General features: G+C 72.5%; 11 protein-coding genes and 1 pseudogene. 3 read left to right on the top strand and 9 right to left on the bottom strand.

The window, feature by feature from the left end; translation table 11 throughout:
• Together ADK52_RS02315 and ADK52_RS02310 are read right to left on the bottom strand one after the other, a co-directional pair.
• A partial coding sequence (locus tag ADK52_RS02315; protein ID WP_234343268.1) for a thiamine pyrophosphate-dependent enzyme occupies positions 1-297 on the bottom strand: 297 nt, incomplete at its 3' end.
• Positions 298-337: 40 nt separating this feature from the next.
• Positions 338-2,240: pseudogene (locus ADK52_RS02310) on the bottom strand (2-oxoacid:acceptor oxidoreductase subunit alpha).
• 572 nt (positions 2,241-2,812) lie between these two features.
• On the opposite strand from ADK52_RS02310, the gene ADK52_RS42810 reads away from it, so the two are divergent.
• Complete coding sequence (locus tag ADK52_RS42810; RefSeq protein WP_199828433.1) at positions 2,813-3,172, top strand: PqqD family protein; 360 nt, start codon at positions 2,813-2,815, stop codon at positions 3,170-3,172.
• Positions 3,173-3,302: 130 nt separating this feature from the next.
• Positions 3,303-5,960 (top strand): helix-turn-helix transcriptional regulator, encoded by a 2,658-nt coding sequence (locus ADK52_RS02300; RefSeq protein WP_063783754.1) that lies wholly within the window; start codon positions 3,303-3,305, stop codon positions 5,958-5,960.
• Positions 5,961-5,983: 23 nt separating this feature from the next.
• Here the strand turns inward: ADK52_RS02300 and ADK52_RS02295 are convergent, their stop codons facing one another.
• The 4 genes from ADK52_RS02295 to ADK52_RS02280 all read right to left on the bottom strand — a co-directional run bounded on the left by ADK52_RS02295 (position 5,984) and on the right by ADK52_RS02280 (position 13,911).
• Positions 5,984-11,197: a hypothetical protein gene (locus ADK52_RS02295; RefSeq protein ID WP_053688083.1), complete on the bottom strand. Its 5,214-nt coding sequence runs from the start codon at positions 11,195-11,197 to the stop codon at positions 5,984-5,986.
• Between the two features lie 17 nt (positions 11,198-11,214).
• Positions 11,215-11,511 (bottom strand): trypco2 family protein, encoded by a 297-nt coding sequence (locus ADK52_RS02290; protein ID WP_053688082.1) that lies wholly within the window; start codon positions 11,509-11,511, stop codon positions 11,215-11,217.
• Between the two features lie 257 nt (positions 11,512-11,768).
• Entirely contained in the window at positions 11,769-12,176 is a 408-nt protein-coding gene (locus ADK52_RS02285; RefSeq protein WP_053688081.1) for a YciI family protein, read from the bottom strand.
• Positions 12,177-12,417: 241 nt separating this feature from the next.
• Positions 12,418-13,911, bottom strand: coding sequence for an AMP-binding protein (locus tag ADK52_RS02280; RefSeq protein WP_053688087.1), 1,494 nt, complete (start codon positions 13,909-13,911; stop codon positions 12,418-12,420).
• Between the two features lie 155 nt (positions 13,912-14,066).
• Here ADK52_RS02280 and ADK52_RS02275 point away from each other — a divergent pair, with 155 nt between their 5' ends.
• A complete protein-coding gene (locus ADK52_RS02275; RefSeq protein WP_053688080.1) occupies positions 14,067-14,333 on the top strand; it encodes an acyl carrier protein in 267 nt (88 codons plus the stop codon).
• A gap of 57 nt (positions 14,334-14,390) precedes the next feature.
• Here the strand turns inward: ADK52_RS02275 and ADK52_RS02270 are convergent, their stop codons facing one another.
• The 3 genes from ADK52_RS02270 to ADK52_RS02260 all read right to left on the bottom strand — a co-directional run.
• Positions 14,391-15,344: an ACP S-malonyltransferase gene (locus tag ADK52_RS02270; protein ID WP_182508929.1), complete on the bottom strand. Its 954-nt coding sequence runs from the start codon at positions 15,342-15,344 to the stop codon at positions 14,391-14,393.
• The gene (locus tag ADK52_RS02265; RefSeq protein ID WP_053688079.1) at positions 15,331-16,269 is read right to left on the bottom strand and encodes a proline iminopeptidase-family hydrolase; all 939 of its coding nucleotides are present in this window, start codon (positions 16,267-16,269) and stop codon (positions 15,331-15,333) included. The genes ADK52_RS02270 and ADK52_RS02265 overlap by 14 nt, the downstream gene beginning before the upstream one ends.
• 7 nt (positions 16,270-16,276) lie before the next feature.
• The coding region (locus tag ADK52_RS02260) for a KR domain-containing protein (protein WP_234343267.1) at positions 16,277-18,077 on the bottom strand (1,801 nt) is incomplete at its 5' end.

Here is an 18,077-nt window from a genome sequence, read left to right as displayed (position 1 = left end):
GTGGTTTCCGCCGATGGACAGCGCGTCGCCGTCCCCGGTGACCACCCACACCGACAGGTCACGGCGCGAGGTGGCCAGCCCGGTGGCGATGGCCGGGGCACGGCCGTGGATCGAGTGCATCCCGTACGTGTTCATGTAGTACGGGAAACGCGAGGAACAGCCGATCCCCGAGATGAAGACGATGTTCTCCTTCGCCAGCCCCAGTTCGGGCATGAAGCCCTGGACCGCCGCGAGCACCGAGTAGTCGCCGCAGCCGGGGCACCAGCGGATCTCCTGGTCGGAGCGGAAGTCCTTCATGGACTGCTTGGTCTCGGCCTTGGGCACGAGGTTGAGGAGCTCACTGGCCACGGTTCGCCTCCTGAATGGCGTCGGCCAGCTGTCCGGCCTTGAACGGCATGCCGTTGATCTGGGTGAAGGAGATGACGTCGACGAGGAAGTCGGCGCGCAGGAGCCTGGCGAGCTGGCCCATGTTCATCTCGGGGACGACGACGCGCTCGTAGCGCCTGAGGACCTCGCCGAGGTTCTTCGGGAAGGGGTTGAGGTGGCGCAGGTGGGCCTGCGCGATGGCCTCTCCGACCGTACGGAGTTCGCGGACGGCGGCGGTGACGGGGCCGTAGGTGGAGCCCCAGCCCAGGACCAGGGTCCGGGCGCCGTCGGGGTCGTCGACCTCCAGGTCGGGGACCCGGATCCCGTCGATCTTGGCCTGGCGGGTGCGGACCATGAAGTCGTGGTTGGCCGGGTCTGCTTCTCGATGCCGCCGATGCGGTGTTCGAGTCCGGGCGTGCCCGGGACCGCCCACGGCCGGGCCAGGGTCTGCGGGTCGCGCTTGAACGGCCAGAACACCTCGGTGCCGTCCGCCAGTACGTGGTTCGTGGTCGTCTGGAACGGGACGCGGAGATCCGGGAGTTCCTCCACGTCCGGGATCCGCCAGGGCTCGGAGCCGTTCGCCAGGTACCCGTCGGACAGCAGGAAGACCGGCGTCCGGTACGTCAGCGCGATCCGCGCCGCCTCCAGGGCGGCGTCGAAGCAGTCGGCGGGCGTCCGCGGGGCCACGACCGGCACCGGGGCCTCGCCGTTGCGCCCGTACATCGCCTGGAGCAGGTCAGCCTGCTCCGTCTTCGTCGGCAGGCCCGTCGACGGGCCGCCGCGCTGGATGTCGAGGATCAGCAGCGGCAGTTCCAGGGAGACCGCCAGACCGATCGTCTCCGACTTCAGGGCCACACCGGGACCCGAGGTCGTCGTCACCCCGAGGGCGCCGCCGAAGGCCGCGCCGAGCGCCGCGCCGATGCCGGCGATCTCGTCCTCCGCCTGGAAGGTCCGCACGCCGAAGTTCTTGTGCTTGCTCAGCTCGTGCAGGATGTCCGACGCCGGGGTGATCGGGTACGCACCGAGGTACAGCGGCAGGTCCGCCTGCCGGCTCGCCGCGATCAGCCCGTACGACAGGGCCAGGTTCCCGGAGATGTTCCGGTACGTGCCCGCCGGGAAGGCCCGGGTCGCCGGGGCCACCTCGTACGAGACCGCGAAGTCCTCGGTCGTCTCGCCGAAGTTCCAGCCCGCGCGGAACGCGGCCACGTTCGCCTCGGCGATGTCCGGCTTCTTCGCGAACTTCTGCCGCAGGAACGCCTCCGTACCCTCCGTCGGGCGGTGGTACATCCAGCTCAGCAGCCCCAGCGCGAACATGTTCTTGCTGCGGCCCGCCTCCATGCGGGAGAGCCCGAACTCCTTCAGCGCCTCGATCGTCAGGGACGTCAGCGGCACCGGGTGCAGCTGGTAGGCGTCGAGGGAGCCGTCCTCCAGCGGGGAGGTCGCGTAGCCGACGCGGCCCATGCTGCGCTCGGTGAACTCGTCGGTGTTGACGATGATCTCGGCGCCGCGCGGTACGTCCGCGATGTTCGCCTTCAGCGCCGCCGGATTCATCGCGACCAGTACGTTCGGGGCGTCGCCCGGCGTGAGGATGTCGTGATCGGCGAAATGCAGCTGGAACGACGACACACCCGGCAGGGTGCCGGCGGGGGCACGGATCTCGGCCGGGAAGTTCGGCAGCGTGGAGAGGTCGCCGTCTCCGAGGTGAACCGGTCGCCGGTGAGCTGCATACCGTCCCCCGAGTCACCCGCGAAGCGGATGATCACCCGGTCCAGGCGGCGCACTTCCTTGGGCCCTGGGCCGTGCGTGGGCCCTTCCGTGGACCCTTGGCCTTCCGTGGACCCTGTCCCGCTCTGGCTGGGGACGGCGTCGGTGATGACGGGTGTGGGCGGATTCACCTGGTACCTCCGAGGATGAGCAGGGCAGGAGCCAGCCTCGCGAACCGCGATCGCGTCAGACTCGACCGCCCGTTGAGCCGCCGCACCGGCTCTCGCTCCTCGGCGCGGACGTGCTCGCCCTCGCGTCCAGAACCGCTTGAGGACGGGTGGAGAACGGGTGCAGGACCGGTGGGGCCGGGAAGGGGTCCGGGACTCAATTCCGGGCACCCGGTTTTTCACCTCCCCATTCGACCGGCAGCCCGCGCACCATTCGGCCAAGCGGCCGCGATCCGGTTTGGGCCGGTGATTTCGGGTGATGCCCAGCTGAACGCCCGGGCGGATGCTGCGCGCGTACGTCCTTTACTGCCGGAATAGGGGCGGTATTTCGCCGGATCCGCCGGTCCCGCGCCGGTTCGCTCCCCCTATCTCCGCCCGGGGGCCTTCACCCCTCCGTAGGGGGTCGGCGGAAGCTGCCACCCCAGAGTGCTGCGGCCACCATGGATCCGGCGGGCGTTCGCCCATAGCTTGAGGTGTCCTCGATCGGCTGGTGCCGACAGTTCTCGGATCCGGCAATGGAGGTGGCCGTGCGCGTCCGACCGACGCCTGGTGTGGTCGCCGCTTCCGTGGACGCGGACGGCTGTCTGGAGCTCCACGCCTCGTACGCGACGGGTTCCGGTGGCGGTCCCGGTGGTCCTGGTGGCCCCGGTGGTCCCGGTGGCGGTTTCGCCGCCGGTTCGGGGCGTTTCCGGTGCGGCCCGGTCGGCACCGCCATGTGGATTGTGCTGCGCCGCCACGACGGCGATGCGGGAATCGCCGCCGACATGCTCGCCGAATTGTGGAACACGGCACCGGAAAACGCGCGGGCCGATCTCGACATATGGGTCGAGGAAATGCGCGACGCCGGTCTGCTGTGCGTACAGCCGGCGCCCTGAAACGTCCGCGCGCGCCGTCCTGGCCGGTTTCCGCCCCGATCTCCGCTCCTCCTCGACCTGCTCTGTAGCGCGCGGGCTCCATCCTGTCCTGGGTCAGGGGTGGGTGGACCGACAGATCGCGGGGGCGGCTATGACATTGACGGGCAGGGAAGCCGGAATCGACCTCCTGGAGAAGGCGCTCGCGGACTGCGTCGCGGGGCAGTCCCGGATCGTCCTGATCGAAGCCGGCACCGGATGCGGCAAGAGCGCGCTCGTCGACCTCGTCGCCGAGCGGGCCGCGGCGGCCGGCGCACTGGTCCTGTACGCGGTCGGCGCGCCCGAGGAGCAGCAGGTGCCGCTCGGCGTGCTGCGCCAGCTCGTCAACAGCGAGCAGGTCTTCGCCCTGCCGAGGCCTTCCGAGGGCCCCGGGGCGCCCTCGCGCATCGAGGCGATGCAGGCGTTCTGCGCGGAGCTGCGCGAACTGAGCCTGGACTGCCCGGTCGTGCTCTGCGTCGACGACGTCCAGTACGCCGACCGCGAATCGTTGCAGTACGTGCAGTACCTGGCCCGGCACGCGCGCACCGCCCCGGTCCTCGTCGTGGTCGCCGGCGCGGTGCACGCCCCGGCGCAGGACCCGGCGTTCACCACCGAGCTGATGCGCCAGCCGCACTTCCGGCGGATGCGGCTGGAGCGGCTGACCGCGGCCGAGGTGGCCCTCGTACGGGGCCGTCCGGGGGGCTCTGCTCACGCCGCGGAGGCTGCCGAGGCCGCTGAGCTGTACCGGATCAGCGGCGGAAACCCGCTGCTGCTGCGCGCGCTCGTCGAGGAGGCCGCCGGGCGGGAGGCACCCGCCGCGCCCGCGTCCGCGCTCGCGCCCGAGGCGGCGGCGGCCGGGCCCCGCGCACCCTCGTTCCCCTCCCCCGAGCCCGGCGGGCCGTTCGCCCAGGCGGTCGCGACGTGCCTGCGCCGCAGCGGGCCGGACGGGCTCGCGCTGGCCCGTGCGGCGGCGCTCCTCGGCGAGCAGGCGACCGCCGCCCGGGTCACCCGGCTGACCGGCCTCGACGCGGCGGCGGCCCGGCGCGGGCTGGCCGCGCTGGAGGCCTCGGGCCTGCTGGAGGGCCTGCGGTTCCGTCACCCCGCGGCACGCGCGGCGGCCCTGGAGGAGTGCGATCCGCGGACCCGGACCGCGCTGCACCGCGACGCCGCCCGGGTGCTGGGCGAGGACCGCGGGCCGGTGCTCGCCGTGGCCGAGCACCTGCTGGCCGCCTGCGCCGAGGACCGGCCCCTGGACTGCGGTCCGGCGGAGGTCGCCGTACTGCGGGACGCGGCCGAGGAGCTCCTCGTACGGGGCGACGCGCGCGAGGCGGCGCGGCTGCTGGAACTCGCCGCGCGCGGGCCGGGCGACGAACACGTGGAGCGCGGGATCCTGGTGCGGCTCGCGCAGATCACGGCCCGCTTCGATCCCGCCGCCGCGGAACGGCGGTTGGGCGAGCTGCTGGAGGCGGCGCGGGCCGGTCTGCTCGACGCCGAGCAGGTGCAGCCGCTGGCCGCGCTGCTGCTCGCGCAGGGGCAGATCGCCGAGGCCGCCGCCCTGCTGCCGGCGGCCGTCGGCGAGCCGGCCGCCTCCGCGCTGGACACGCTGGTGGACGCCACGGCCGCGGTGGGCGAGCGGCTGCTGCAGTCGGCCCGGCTGACCGATGCCACGGTGGCTCCGCTCGCGCAGGCCCTGCGGTCGCTGATCTGCTCGGAGCACCCCGAGCGGGCCGTGCCGTGGAGCCGGAACCTCCTGGAGGAGGCCCGGCGCTGCCAGGCGCCGGGCTGGAGCGCGGTGTTCGCCGCGCTGCACGCCGAGGCGCTGCTGCGGATGGGCGATCTGCGGGGCGCCTACACGCACGCGACGGCGGCGCTGGAGGCGCTGCCGGAGCGCGGCGGGAGCTTCCCGTGCGCGCCGGCGGCGGTGCTGATCCGGGCGTGCACGGCGATGGGCCGGTTCACGGAGGCCTCCCGGCTCGCCGACCGGCAGGTGCCGAAGGGGCTGCTCACCGGCCTGCACGGGCTGGCGTTCCTGCGGGCCCGCGGCCTGTACCGGCTGGCGGTCAACCAGCCGCACGCCGCGCTCGCGGACTTCCTGGAAGTGGGGCGGCTCATGGAGGGCGGCCGGGTGGACCGTCCGGCGTTCCTGCCGTGGCGCACCGACGCGGCGGAGGCGCTGCTGCGGCTGGGCGAGGGGGTGCGGGCCGAGCAGCTCGCCCTCCAGCAGCTGGCCCTGCCGGATGCGCAGCGGCCGTACGTACGGGGCGTCTCGCTCCGCATCAAGGCGCTGGCCGGCGACCCCAAGCGGCGTACGGCCGTCCTGGGGCAGGCGCTCGACGCGCTGCACCGCTCCGGGGACCGGGTGGAGGCGGCGCGGGCGATGGCGGAGCTGGGCCGGGCGCTGCAGGCGGACGGTTCTCCGGCGAAGGGCAGCGCGATGATCCGTTCGGCGTGGAACCTGGCGAAGGAGGCGGAGGCCACGGCCCTGTGCCGGGAGATCCTCCCCGACGCCCCGCTGGCCGCCCCGGCCTCGCGGGACCGCGCCCCGGCGGAGGCGACGCCGGCGACCGGCACCACGGCAAAACTGAGCAGCTCGGAACAGCGGGTCGCCACGCTGGCGGCCCAGGGCCTGACGAACCGGGAGATCTCGGCGAAGCTCTACCTGACGGTCAGCACGGTCGAACAGCACCTGACCCGCGTCTACCGCAAGCTCCAGATCACCTCCCGGGGCGACCTCCCGATGGGCCTGGAACCCGTCACCCCCACCCCGGCCTGATCTCGGGCACGCCGTGCGGCCGCTCAGCTCGTGGTGCCGGCGTTCACGGTGTCCTCGGAACCGGGTCGCGGGTCCTCCCCCTTGCCCGGGCCCGGGTGCGAAGGGCCGGCCGGGGCGGTCGTCGGGCCGGAGGCTTCGGCGGGGGGCAGGGGGGAGCGGGCCGTGAGGACGTCACGAAGGAGGGCGGCCTTCTCCGTCGAGCCGTAGCCGTCCAGCCAGGCGAGAGCGAGAGAGACGGCCCGGTGGGCGGCCGGGGGCGGGAGGTCGGTGCGGGCGACGAGCGGGGCCAGGACGTAGCGGGCGCGGGCGGTCCCTGCGTGGTGGTCCAGCCAGGCGAAGGAGGCCGTGACGGCGTTGGCCGCGTCATCAGCGCCGAGGTCGTCACGTGAGAGCAGGGCGTTCAGGACGATGGGGGCGCCGTGTGCGTTGCCGTAGGAGCCCAGCCACGCCAGGGCCATCACGAGGGCGCGCCGGACCTCTTCGGCGGTGGCCTCGGCGCGCTTGAGGAACGGAGCGAGGACGAACCTCGCGCGCGCAGCCATGGCGTGGTGGTCCAGCCAGGTCGCACCGATGGAGAAGGCCCGCCGGGCGTTGGCGGGGGTGAGGTCGATGCGGTCGAGGAGCGGGCCCAGGACGTGGTGCGCGTTGAGCACGGCCCCGTGCCGTTCGAGCCAGGCGAGAGCGCGGGTCGCCGACTGCTGGGCATGGTCGGGCGTCAGGTCGATGCGTTCGAGCAAGGGCCTCAGTACATGGCCGAGGCTCACGCTGCCCGGCTGGGTGTCCAGCCAGGCCAGGGCGCGGATCGTGGCCCGCTGGACCTGGTCGGGCGTCAGGTCGGCGCGGGTGAGCAGGGGGCCCAGGACGTGGCCGGCTCTTCCGGCGCTCGGGTGCAGGTCCAGCCAGGACAGCGCGTACGCGATCGCGCGGGACGCTTCCTCCGGGTCCAGGTCGGCACGCCCGAGCAGCGACTGGAGTACGTGGCCCGCGCCAGGGGTGTCGCTGCGCGCGGACAGCCACGCCAGGGCATGTTCCTTCGCGCCGCCGGCCTCTCGGATGCCGAGGTCCGGACGGCGGAGCAGGTGCTCCAGTAGGAACCCTGCCTCCCACGCGGACCCGTGGCGTTCGAGCCAGGTCAGTGCGTGTACGGCCGAGCGTCCGGCCACGTCCGAGGACAGGGTGATGCAGCCCAGCAGTGGGCTCAGGACGCGCTGGGCCTCCGGCATCAGGATGTGCTGGTCGAGCCAGGCCACGGCCAGCAGGGTGGCGCGTTTCATGGACTCGGGATCCCTGCGGAGCATGAGCGGGGCGAGCACGAAGCGGGCCTCCGGGGTGGACGCGTGCTCGTCCAGCCAGGCGAAGGCGGCCTCCATCCCCCGCCGGGCGTGGCCGGCCTCCAGATCGCCACGCGAAAGCAGTGCGTTGAGGACGAACTGGGCGTTCGGAATGGTGGCGTTGTGGTCGAGCCAGGCCATCGCCGTGGTGACCGGAAGCATGGCGTGGTCCGCGTCCAGGTCGGTGCGGTTCAGAAGCGGGACCAGCAGGTGGCTGCCCTGGGGGTCGACCGGGTGGGCGGCGAACCAGGCGAATTGCGCCTCTGTCATCCGCTGGCCCTCAGAGGGGCTGAGGTCTGCCCGCGCTTCCAGGGCCTCCCGGACGACGCGCCCCTCCGCGGTACCGGCACGGTCGCCGAGCCAGTCGAGGGCCGCCTGCAACACCTGTGAGGCGTCGGCCGGCGGCAGGTCCTGGCGGGTGAGCAGTCGCGCGAGTACGTAGCCGGCATCGGGCGTGTCGGTATGCAGCGCGAGCCAGGCGAAGGCCTCGGAGAGGGCCGCGGTGATCTCGCCCTCGGTCAAGTCGGTGCGCGCCAGGAGGACGTTGAAGACGTAGCCCGCGTCGGTCGTCCCCACGGTGTGGCCCAGCCAGGAAAGGGCGGCCCCGACCACATGGCGGACATCGGCCGCCGCCAGGTCCGTCCGCAAGAGCAGCGGCTTGAACACGAAGCTGGCCTCGCCGATCGCATGGGATCCCAGCCAGTCGAAGGCCGTGCGCAGCACCCGCTGGACATCGCCCGAGGGCAGGACGGGGCTGCCGAGCAGCGGGCCGATGATGTGTCCGGCGCTGGCGTCGTTGCCGTGGTGGTCGAGCCAGACCAGGGCCGCGGCGATCACCCGGTGGGTTTCGGCCTCGGGAAAGTCGACCAGTCTGAGCAGGCGTTTGATGATGAAGGAGGCCTGTTCGACGTCCGCGTGGCAATCGAGCCAGTCGAGCACGGCGGACCACGCGCGCCTCCGGTCGTCGACCGGCAGGCCGGTGTGCTCCACCAGCCGGCCGAGAACGAACTCGGCCTGTATCTCCCGGGCGTGGAGACCGAGCCAGTCCAGGACGGCGGACAGGACCCCCTTGGCGTCCTCGGCAGCCAGGTCCGTGCGGACGAGCAGCGGGGACAGGACCCAGTCGGCCTCGATGGTCGTGCCGTGGACGTCCAGCCAGGCTCGGGCGGCGCGCAGGAGGCGTCGTACGTCCTCGGCGGACAGGTCGAGCCGGGTGGCGGCAGCCCTCACGACGTGCCGGGCCATCGGCGTGCCGGCGTGTGCGTCCAGCCAGGCGAGGCCGGCCTGCACGGTCCGCGCCGCCTCGTCGGGTTCCAGCTCCGGGCGGGGCAGCAGCGACCGGAGCACGTGCCAGGCGCCCAGGGTCGAGGCGTGACGGTCGAGCCACTCGCGGGCGGCCGGCAGGACGCGCCGTACCTCGTCGGGGCTGAGGTCCGGACGCGAGAGGAAGGCATCGAGGACGTACCCGGCGCTGTGGGTGGTGCCGTTCCGGCTCAGCCAGGCGTACGCGGCGGACAGGACCCGCCGGGCCTCGAAGGGGTCGAGGTCCGTACGGTCGAGCAGGGGCCGGAGGACGTAGCCGCCGCCCGGGGACGCGGCGTGGCGGTTGAGCCAGTTCAGCGACAGGGGGACGGCCTGCTGCACCGCCTCGGGCGGCAGGTCCATGCGGGACAGCAGCGGAGCCGCGACGTAACCGGCGGTGCTGGCACGCCAGTTCAGCGCCAGCCAGTCGAGTGCGGCGGGCACGAGGAGCTGTGCGCCCTCGACGGGGAGGTGCTGCAGCCCGCGGTGCAGGAGGTGACGGGCGTCGTATTCGCCGCCGAACGCACCGATCCAGGGGCTGAGCACCTGGTCCCAGCAAGCGACGGCCGCGTCGGCCCACGGCGGACCGGAGCAGAGGGCGCCGAGCGCGTAGCTGCCGGCGTTGGAGTCCTCGCACATCAGGTCGCCGATGGTGGAGGCCTGCTCGGTGAACCACTCGCGCAGCAGGGGCTCGACGGCCGCCGCCCGGTCGGCGAGGGCCAGGTCGTTGAAGAGACGGCCGAGGTTGACGGAGAACCGACCGATGGTACGGGCGTCCGTGAGGCTGCCGGTGAGCAGCGCCCGCGTGCCCGCGGTGTCCGGCCAGGCGGTCGGCTCGGGGAGCACGACCGATTCCATGAGCTGGTCGGCGACGATGTCGTGGGCGACCGAGAGAACACCGTCCTTGAGCTCCAGCCAGCCCAGCGAGACCAGGGTGGCCACGATGCCGTCGGCCTCCGTGACCTGGTCGGGGCTCGCCCCGGTGAGGGCTGCCCTGGCGGCAGCGACCACTTCTGCGTGGCCCTGCGGGCAGGCCGCCGCAGCGGCGGCGGCGGCCACGAGGCCGAAGGAGGCACGGGCGGGGACGAGGCTTCCGGGGCTGCGGGCGGGGACGGTGAGGCCGTCCTCCTTCAGCCGGTTCAACAGCCAGGCGGTCAGCTCGCCCCCGGACCGCAGACCCGTCATCTCGGGGATGGAGAACCGCCCCGCCTTGACCCTGCGCTCGATCTCCTGCGCGACCAGGAGCGCCACGATCGGGCGGTTGCCGCAGACCGCGAGCATGCGGTCCGTGCCCAGGCGATGGATCGCGGTGGGTGCCAGGGTCTCCAGTGCGTTCCTGGTGACGAGCTGCTGGAACTCCTCGTCCTGCCGTACGTCGACCTTGTCGAAGAGTTCGTGCACCAGGGCCCGGTCGGCCTCCAGCAGCCAGCCGGGACGCGCTGAGGCGAGCAGGACCATGGTGACCGCGCGGGAGCGGGCCATGGGCAGGAGCTGGTGGCGCAGTGCGTGCAGATCGAGGTTGGTTTCGTTGAGATCGATCACCACGAGCACGGAGCTGGTCTCCGCGAACGCCTCCTCGGCGATCTCGTCGATGATCTGGTCGCCGGCCGCCCCGTCCCGCCCCTGGGGCACGAGGTGCAGTACCCGCCAGCCCTCCGCGATGGCGAGCTGTCCGACCTCGAGGCCGGTCCGGCTCTTGCCCGAGCCCGCCGCACCGACCAGCAGGACTCCGCGATCCGCCGAGGTCACCAGATGGGTGAGCAGCCGGTGGGGGGCTGCGTCGTGTTCGCTGCCCGGGGACACGAACGGCAGCCGCTCCGAGGTGAAGTTCTTCTCGAAGTCGCCGAAGCCGCTGATGCGCTCCTGCTGGGAGACCACCGAACGCGGCCGACGGCCGGGGTTCGGATCGTGCAGGGCGTCCAGCCGCACCGCCTCCGTCCGTACGAAGTTCTCTCCGAGGATCCGGAGGAATTCGGGATCGCCGAGGGCCTTGGCCACGGACTCGCCCTCCGCGCTGCTGGTTCCTGCGGCGATCAGTCGCTGGACCTGCACTCCCATGAGGTAGCCACCGGGGGCGAACAGGGCCGTGCCGGAGATCCCCTTCCAGGGGTCCTTCCCGTCGGCCGGCTCGGGAGGCGGCGCGGAGGTGATGGTGAGGTCGAGCAATTCCGACTTCATGTTGGACCCGAGGTTGACCAGGCCGTCGATCTGCCTGCTGTCCCGCCGGTCGAGCCCCTGGTATCTGGCCGATTCGGCCCGCTGCGCAAGGACCGGAAAGCCGACCCCGACGAACGGCACGTTTCCCACCCCGTCCGGCAGGCGTCCGATGGACAGGCCGGAGACCGAAGGGAGCCCCGCGGGCAGGGCGTCGAGCTGCAACAGTGCCAGGTCCTGGCGCTGTGCGCCTCCCCGCCACACGAGTGTGGCGGGGAGCCCGTCCTTGCCGTTGCCGAGCAGCACCGTGCAAGCGTGATAGCGACGCTCGAACAGATGGGCCACGGTGAGGATCAGGCGGTTGCTGATCCGGTAGCCCGACCCGAATTCGATGCTGTCTTCTTGCCGGACGATGACCTGGGCCACCCGGCTCTTGTCGACGGAACTCATGCAGCGGCCGACCGGACTCAGAAGAGGTCGGAGATGTCGTCACCGGTGAGGACGGCCTCACCCCCTGCTGTCTGGGCGGTCAGCGCGATCTTCACCGTGTGGGTCTCCGCGGATTTGGCCGTCGCCTTGCCCCCGAGCGACACCACCCAGAAGCGCACGCCGGCGTTGCCCTCGCCGGTCTTCTCGACCGCCACCTGCAGTTCCAGGTCAATGGAGTTGATCTTGAAGCGCACGTCCTGGTTGGCCGCGTCGATGCGGGCGCGGTTGATCTCCGACCGGAGCGAGGTGAGCAGATCGGCGAGTTCGATGTTCATGCGGCCCCCCGGAAGAACAGCTGCGCGATCGACCACGGCGGCGGACGTCATGCGTCGGCCGGGCGTCGTGAGCTTGTGAACGCGGACAAGTGCATCAGAGGGTAAAGGTTCGGCACGTGCTCCGGATCACGTTCGATCGCACACCGGCGAGATCCGGCCACCGGCGGCTCCGCCGAGGGTGGCGGGAGCCGGGGGTGGCGGGAGCCGGAGGTGGCGGGAGCCGGAGGTGGGGCGGTCAGCGGGGGCGTGGGGGCCGGTCACTCCGTGATGGTGGGGAGCTCGGTCATGAAGGGACGCAGCTCCAGCCACTCGTGGATGGGCCGGCCGCCGGCGCCGGGGGCCGCCGACAGCTCGGCGGCGAGTTCCAGGGCCCGGTCGTACGTCTCCACGTCGATCACCATCCAGCCGGCGATCAGGTCCTTGGTCTCGGCGAACGGGCCGTCGGTGACGGGCGGGCGCCCCTCGCCGTCGTACCGGACGAACGTGCCCTCCGGCGCCAGCGCCTGGGCGTCGACGAACTCGCCGGTCTGCTCCAGTTTCGCGGCGAAGTCGCGCATGTACTGGATGTGCGCGGAGACCTCCTGCGGGGTCCAGCGGTCCATGGGGACGTCGTTGCTCGGGGCCGGGGCGCCGCGGTAGTGCTTCAGCAGCAGGTACTTGGCCATGACGGTTCTCCTCGATCGGGTCCGACGCGTCCATTCTGGCCGCGCTCACCCCTGGGACGGAGCCGGCGCCCGGTTCTCGACATCCCCGCCGAAGATTTTTTCCGGTCCGTGCCCTCGCCCGCGCCGGGGCACCGCCCGCACCCCTGCACCGCCCGCACCCCTGCACCCGCCCGCGCCCCTGCACCGCCTGGCGGGCGGCCCCACCGGCGGGCGGTGGGGCCGCGGGAGTGGCCCGGGCGGGTCAGGCGGCGCGGCGGCGGGGGGTGAGGAGGGATTCGGCTCGGGCCGCGAGGACCGGGCGGTCCACCTTGCGGTTGGAGTTCAGGGGGAACTCCGGGACGTGTTCGAAACGGCGGGGGAGCATGCCGTGCGGGAGGACCTCGCGCAGGCTCCGGGCCAGTGAGGCCGGCGGCTGGATCTCCCCCGTGTAGAAGACGACCAGTTCGGTGCTGCCGTCCACCGGGCGGGCGACCGTGACCACGTCCTCCACGCCCTCGACGGCGCGCAGCGCGTGGTCGACCTCGGCGAGCTCGACCCGCCAGCCCTGGACCTGGACCTGGGAGTCGAGGCGGCCGAGGTAGATCAGGTCGCCGCCGGGCAGCCGGCGGACCCGGTCGCCCGTGCGGTACCAGACGCGGCCCTCGCGCTCGACGAAGCGGCCGGCGTCGTCCTGCGGGTCGAGGTAGCCGGTGGCCATCTGCGGGCCGGTGATCAGCAGTTCGCCCTCGACCTCGGTCGCGGCGCCGTCCTCGTCGAGCAGGACGTGGTCGTGGCCTGGGTGGACGGCGCCGATCGGGACGAGGCCGTTGACCGCCTGGCCGGGCGAGGTCTGCGGGTCCCAGCGGTAGCCGGTGATGGTGACGGTGAGCTCCGTCGGCCCGTAGATGTTCTCCAGGGTGGACGCGGGCGCGGCGGCCTGCCAGTCGGCGGCGTCCTGGACGCGCAGCGCCTCGCCGGCGAAGAAGCTCCAGCGGAGGGTGGGCAGGGCGCCCGGTGTCAGGCCGCCCATGCGGCGGATGAGGCCGATGGCGCTGGGGGTGGAGAACCAGACGGTGATCCCGCGCTTTTCGAGGTGGGCCGGCATGTCCAGGTAGGCGCTCGGCGGTACGACGTCGACGACGCCGCCCGCGCCCCAGGCGCAGAACAGGTCGAACATGCCGCAGTCGAAGTTCAGGTCGAAGGTCTGCGTGAAGACGTCTTCGGGGGTGAAGCCGTAGCGGGCGTCGAGGAGCTCGAAGTAGTGGTGCGTGCTGCCGTGGCTGATCGGCACGCCCTTGGGGCGGCCCGTGGAGCCCGACGTGAACAGCATGTAGGCGGTGTCGGCCGCCTCCACCTCGCGGGGCTCGGTGAGCGCCTTCGCCGGATCCGGCTCCACCAGCGGGATGTCGATGTCGCCCAGGGCGGCCCGGCCCTGGTCGTCGACGATCAGGGCCGCCGCGGCGGAGAGTTCGAGCATGCGGCCCGTGCGGACGGCGGGGAAGTCGGGGTGCAGGGGGACGACGGTGGCGCCCGCGTAGAGCCCGCCGAGGATGCCGGCGTACGCGGTCACGCTCTTGCCCGCGAGGACGCCGACGACCTTGGCGGAACCGAGGGAGCCGGCCCAGGTGAGGGCCTGCTCGTGCAGTTCCCGGTACGTGTACGACTCGGCGCCGATCCGCAGGGCGGGGCGGTCGGGGGACAGGGCCAGTCCGCGGCGGAAGCGCTCGTACAAGGCCTGGCGCTTGGTGTCAGACATGATCACTCCGAAGGATCCGAAAGAGATGTGTGCGTGCGTTCTTCGCGGGTTAGGGGTCCGGCCGGGGTTCCGGGGGCGTGTTCGGCGGTCCTAGCGTCACGTGCTTGGGAAACGTCGAACCGACGACCGACACAGCGGAAAAGACTGGGGTCACCATGGGCTGGGACAAGGGCTGGGACAACAATTTCGAGGAGCTTCTGCGGGAGTACCTGCCGTTCCTCAGCGCGGACGAACCGCTTGAGGCCGACACCGATCTGCGGGCCGTGGGGCTGGACTCCCTCGGCGTGGTCGAGCTCCTGGGATCCCTGGAGCAGGCGTACGACGTCCGGTTCGTGGACGAGGCGCTGTCCCTGGACACCTTCGCCACCCCCGCGGTGCTGTGGGAGCAGATCGGCAAGATGTCCGGGGCGGCCAACCGCTGACCGGCAACCGCTGACCGCCGACCACGGCCCGCGCCGCCGCGGCCGCGGCCGCCGCCCTCAGGCGGCGGTCGCGGTCCGGCGGCGCGGCCGCATGGCCAGCCGGGGGTTGACGGGTACGACCTTGAAGTTGCGGGTCGCCGCCCCCACCCGGCCGAACAGGGCGTCCTGCCCGGCCACGTAGAGGGTCCCGACGCCCTTGTCGCGCAGCGAGCCGAGCACGCCCGGCCAGTCGACCGGCCGGACGCAGCCGTCCAGCAGCAGGTTCCGTACCTGCTCTCCGGTCGTGAGCACCGCCCCGTCCTGGTCGGCGACGACCGGCAGGTGCGGGTCCCGGAACGACAGCCCCGCCAGGACCTCCTCCTCGACCCGCCGGCGCAGGCCGCCGAACGCGGGCGAGTGCAGCGGCGGCTCCATCACGTACAGCGGCATGCCGCCCAGCGCCCGCAGGCGCTGCTGGAGCCACTCCAGCCGGGACTTGCGCAGGGTGAGCATCGCGAAGTCCTCGTCCACGACACAGGTGACGTCGTGCCACTCGCCCTGCTCGGTGAGCTCGGCCCGCACCTCGTCCAGGCGGGCCCGGGGGGTCCGCGCGAAGGACTGGGTGGCGACCTCCTCCGGGTGCTCCTCGGCGAAGTACGCGTCGAGCGTGTGCGCGAAACGGGCCGTGAAGCGGACGCCGTCGGCGAAGGACAGCGCGCCGGAGTGCACGGCGGCGGCCTTCTCGCCGAAGCTCAGGCCGGTGCAGAAGGCCGGCTGCTCCTCGAACTCGTGCTCCACCCACTGGGCAAGGGCGAGGCAGTTCACGAGGAACGCCACCTGGGCGTACTCGGAGTAGTCGCCCTCGGCCTGCTTGAACCGCTCGAAGAGCGAGTAGCCCAGGACCTCGTCCGCCTCCGCGAAGAGCTTGCGGGCGAACGGGTTCACCAGCATGAACTTGGCGACCTCGGCGAACGGGACGGGGCCCATGCCGGGGAAGACCAGGGCGCTGCCCGTGCGGTCAGTTGCCTCCATGGCCCACCGTCTCCTTCTCCTTCTCCTTCGCGCCCGCCAGCGAGCCGAGGAACTCCTTCATCACCTGCTGGAACAGCTCCGGCTCCTCCAGGTGCGGGAGGTGGCTGGACTCCTCGAAGATCACCCACCGGACGTCGGGGATCAGGTCCTGGAACGGCTGGACCGTCGCCGGGGTCGCCTCGTCGTGGCGCCCGGAGATGAGCAGCGTCGGCACGGCCACCTGCGGGCAGTAGCCGACGACCGACCAGTCCTTGAGGGTGCCGTTGACGTGGAACTCGCTCGGGCCGTTCATCGCGTAGTACACCGTCGGGTCGTTGTAGACCTCGTAGAACGAGGCCAGGTAGTCCCGCGGCCACGGCTTGAGCCGGCAGACGTGCTTCTCGTAGAAGGGGCGCATCGCGTTGTGGTACTCGTCGCTGTCCGTGGTGCCCGCGGCCTCGTGGCGCAGCAGCGTCTCGTTGACGCCGGGCGGCAGTTCGGCGCGCAGCCGCTCCGCCTCCTGGAGCCACAGCGGGTACGAGGCGGGGGCGTTGGCGATGACGAGGCCGCGCAGGCCGGCCGGGCGGGCCGCCGCGAACTTGGTGACGAGGAGACCGCCCCAGGACTGCCCGAACAGGACGTAGTTGTCGGCGATGCCCAGCCGCGTGACCAGGTTCGCGAGCTCGTCGGCGAACAGCTCCGGGGTCCAGAAGTCGGGTCCCTTGTCGGGCAGGTGGGTGGAGCCGCCGTTGCCGAGCTGGTCGTACAGGACGACCGGTCCGGTGTGCGCCGCCAGCTCCTTCAGGTTCTTGAGGTAGTCGTGGGTGCTGCCGGGCCCGCCGTGGACGACGACGAGCGCGGGCTGCTCCGACTGGAGGTCACCGGTGACCTGGTACCAGGTCTCGTACGGGCCGAAGGGCACGGTGCCTTTGGGTTTGAGTGCCACCGTCGTCTCACATCGCTTTCTGGGTGGTGGTCGGGCGGGCGGTCGGTGCGGCGTCGAGGGCGTCGGAGACGAGCCAGTCCTCGAGCACCCGGGCGGTGTCGTCCGCGCGCTCCTCGACGATGGTGAAGTGGTTCGCGGCGACGGGGCGCAGCGTGTGGGCGGGCTCCCAGGGCTCGGCCTTGCCCTGGGTGAGCTCGGGCGAGGGGTCGTCGCCGTCCGGTACGAACGACTGGGTGCACTGGACGAACAGGACGGGCGCGGCGACGCTGTCCAGCGGCAGGTTCGGTACGAGTTCCACCCAGCGGCCCATGGCCGAGAGCCGGGTGGTGTCGAACTCCCCGAACGCCGCTTCCTTGTCGAACATGCCGAGTGCCAGGCCGTCCATCGGGACGCCCTCGCTCTCGCCGTCGTGGACGTTGTAGGTGTCGAGCAGGACCACGCCGTGCGGGCGGATCCCGTACGCGCGCTCCAGGTGCCCGGCGGTGGCGTAGGCGAGGGTGCCGCCGGAGGAGTAGCCGATCAGGACGAACGGCTCGTCGCCCGCGGCCTCCAGGACGGTACGGGCCAGGCCCTCGACGGCCGCCTGCGGGGTGGCCGGGAGGCTCTCGCTCGCGTCGAAGCCGAGGATGGGCAGGGCGGAGACCTTGCGCTTGCCCTGGAGGTGGGAGACGAGGCGCGCGTGCTGGTAGGCCCCGCCCGTCGCCATCGGCGTGTTGACGAAGATGAGGTGCGGGCCCTCCGCACCGTCGGCGAGCCGCGCCGCTGCCGGTACGCGCTCCAGCTCGGCCGCCGTCTCGAAGGACGGCCGGACGGCCGCGGCCGCGCGCAGCAGGTCGAAGCCCTTGTCGGCGTGTCCGGCGACCACGGCGCCGTGGAACAGGTCGCGCAGGGTCTCCCCCGCTCCCCGGGCCGGCCGAGGAGCCGCGGCGCTGCCGGAGGCCGCCGACGGGGTGCCGGGGGCGGTGGCCTCGGTGGCCGTCGTACGGATGCCCTGCTCGGCGTATTCGGCGAGCAGCACCTTGGCGAGCTGCGCCGGGCTGTGGCTGTCGAACACCACCATCGGGGACAGCCGGAGCCCGGTGTCCTTCATGAGGGCGTTGCGCAGCTCCATCGCGCTGAGCGAGTCGAACCCGGACTCCAGGAAGCCCCGCTCGACGTCGATGGCGGTGGGGCTGGCGTGGCCCAGCAGGTGGGCGGCGCGCTTCTGGACGAGCTCGCGCAGGGCCGCTTCCTGTTCGGCCTGCGGCGCCTGGCCGATCCGGAGCCAGATGAGCTCCGTCTCGGCGCTCTTGGCCCCGGCCGTGCGGCGCTGGGCGGGGGTGGTGGCCGGCCGCAGCAGTGCGGGGAGCCGGTCGGCGCGCGCCTGGAGGGCGGTGCGGTTGACGTGGAGCGGGACGGTGGCGGGCCGGCCGGAGGCGCAGGCCGCGTCGAAGAGGGCCAGTGCCTCCTCGGCCCGGAGCGGCGGCAGGCCTTGCCGCTCCATGCGCTTCACGTCGGTGTCGGAGACGTACTGGCCGAGGCCGGTGCCCGCCCAGAGCCCGTAGGCGAGGGACTGGGCCGCGAGGCCTTGCGCGTGGCGGTACGTCGCGAGGGCGTCGAGGAAGGTGTTCGCCGCCGCGTAGTTGGCCTGCCCGGCCGCCATGGTGAGGCCGCCGGCGGAGGAGATGAGGGCGAACAGGGGCAGGTCCAGGTGCTCGGTCTGCTCGTGGAGGTGCCAGGCGGCGTCGGCCTTGGGGGCGAGGACCCGGTCGAGGCGTTCCGGGTCCATGGTGGCGATGAGGCCGTTGTCGCCGGTGCCCGCGGCGTGG

Origin of the sequence: Streptomyces sp. WM6372 (assembly GCF_001279655.1) — a bacterium.
GTDB lineage: Bacteria > Actinomycetota > Actinomycetes > Streptomycetales > Streptomycetaceae > Streptomyces.
Note: the sequence above shows the minus strand (reverse complement) of the source record. Positions and strands in the feature narration are given on the sequence as shown.

Bases quoted from the DNA above. Each gene is read 5' to 3' on its own strand.
- ADK52_RS42810 (WP_199828433.1), top strand. From the start codon at position 2,813: ATGGAGGTGGCCGTGCGCGTCCGACCGACGCCTGGTGTGGTCGCCGCT.
- ADK52_RS02300 (WP_063783754.1), top strand. From the start codon at position 3,303: ATGACATTGACGGGCAGGGAAGCCGGAATCGACCTCCTGGAGAAGGCG.
- ADK52_RS02295 (WP_053688083.1), bottom strand. From the start codon at position 11,197: ATGAGTTCCGTCGACAAGAGCCGGGTGGCCCAGGTCATCGTCCGGCAA.
- ADK52_RS02290 (WP_053688082.1), bottom strand. From the start codon at position 11,511: ATGAACATCGAACTCGCCGATCTGCTCACCTCGCTCCGGTCGGAGATC.
- ADK52_RS02285 (WP_053688081.1), bottom strand. From the start codon at position 12,176: ATGGCCAAGTACCTGCTGCTGAAGCACTACCGCGGCGCCCCGGCCCCG.
- ADK52_RS02280 (WP_053688087.1), bottom strand. From the start codon at position 13,911: ATGTCTGACACCAAGCGCCAGGCCTTGTACGAGCGCTTCCGCCGCGGA.
- ADK52_RS02275 (WP_053688080.1), top strand. From the start codon at position 14,067: ATGGGCTGGGACAAGGGCTGGGACAACAATTTCGAGGAGCTTCTGCGG.
- ADK52_RS02270 (WP_182508929.1), bottom strand. From the start codon at position 15,344: ATGGAGGCAACTGACCGCACGGGCAGCGCCCTGGTCTTCCCCGGCATG.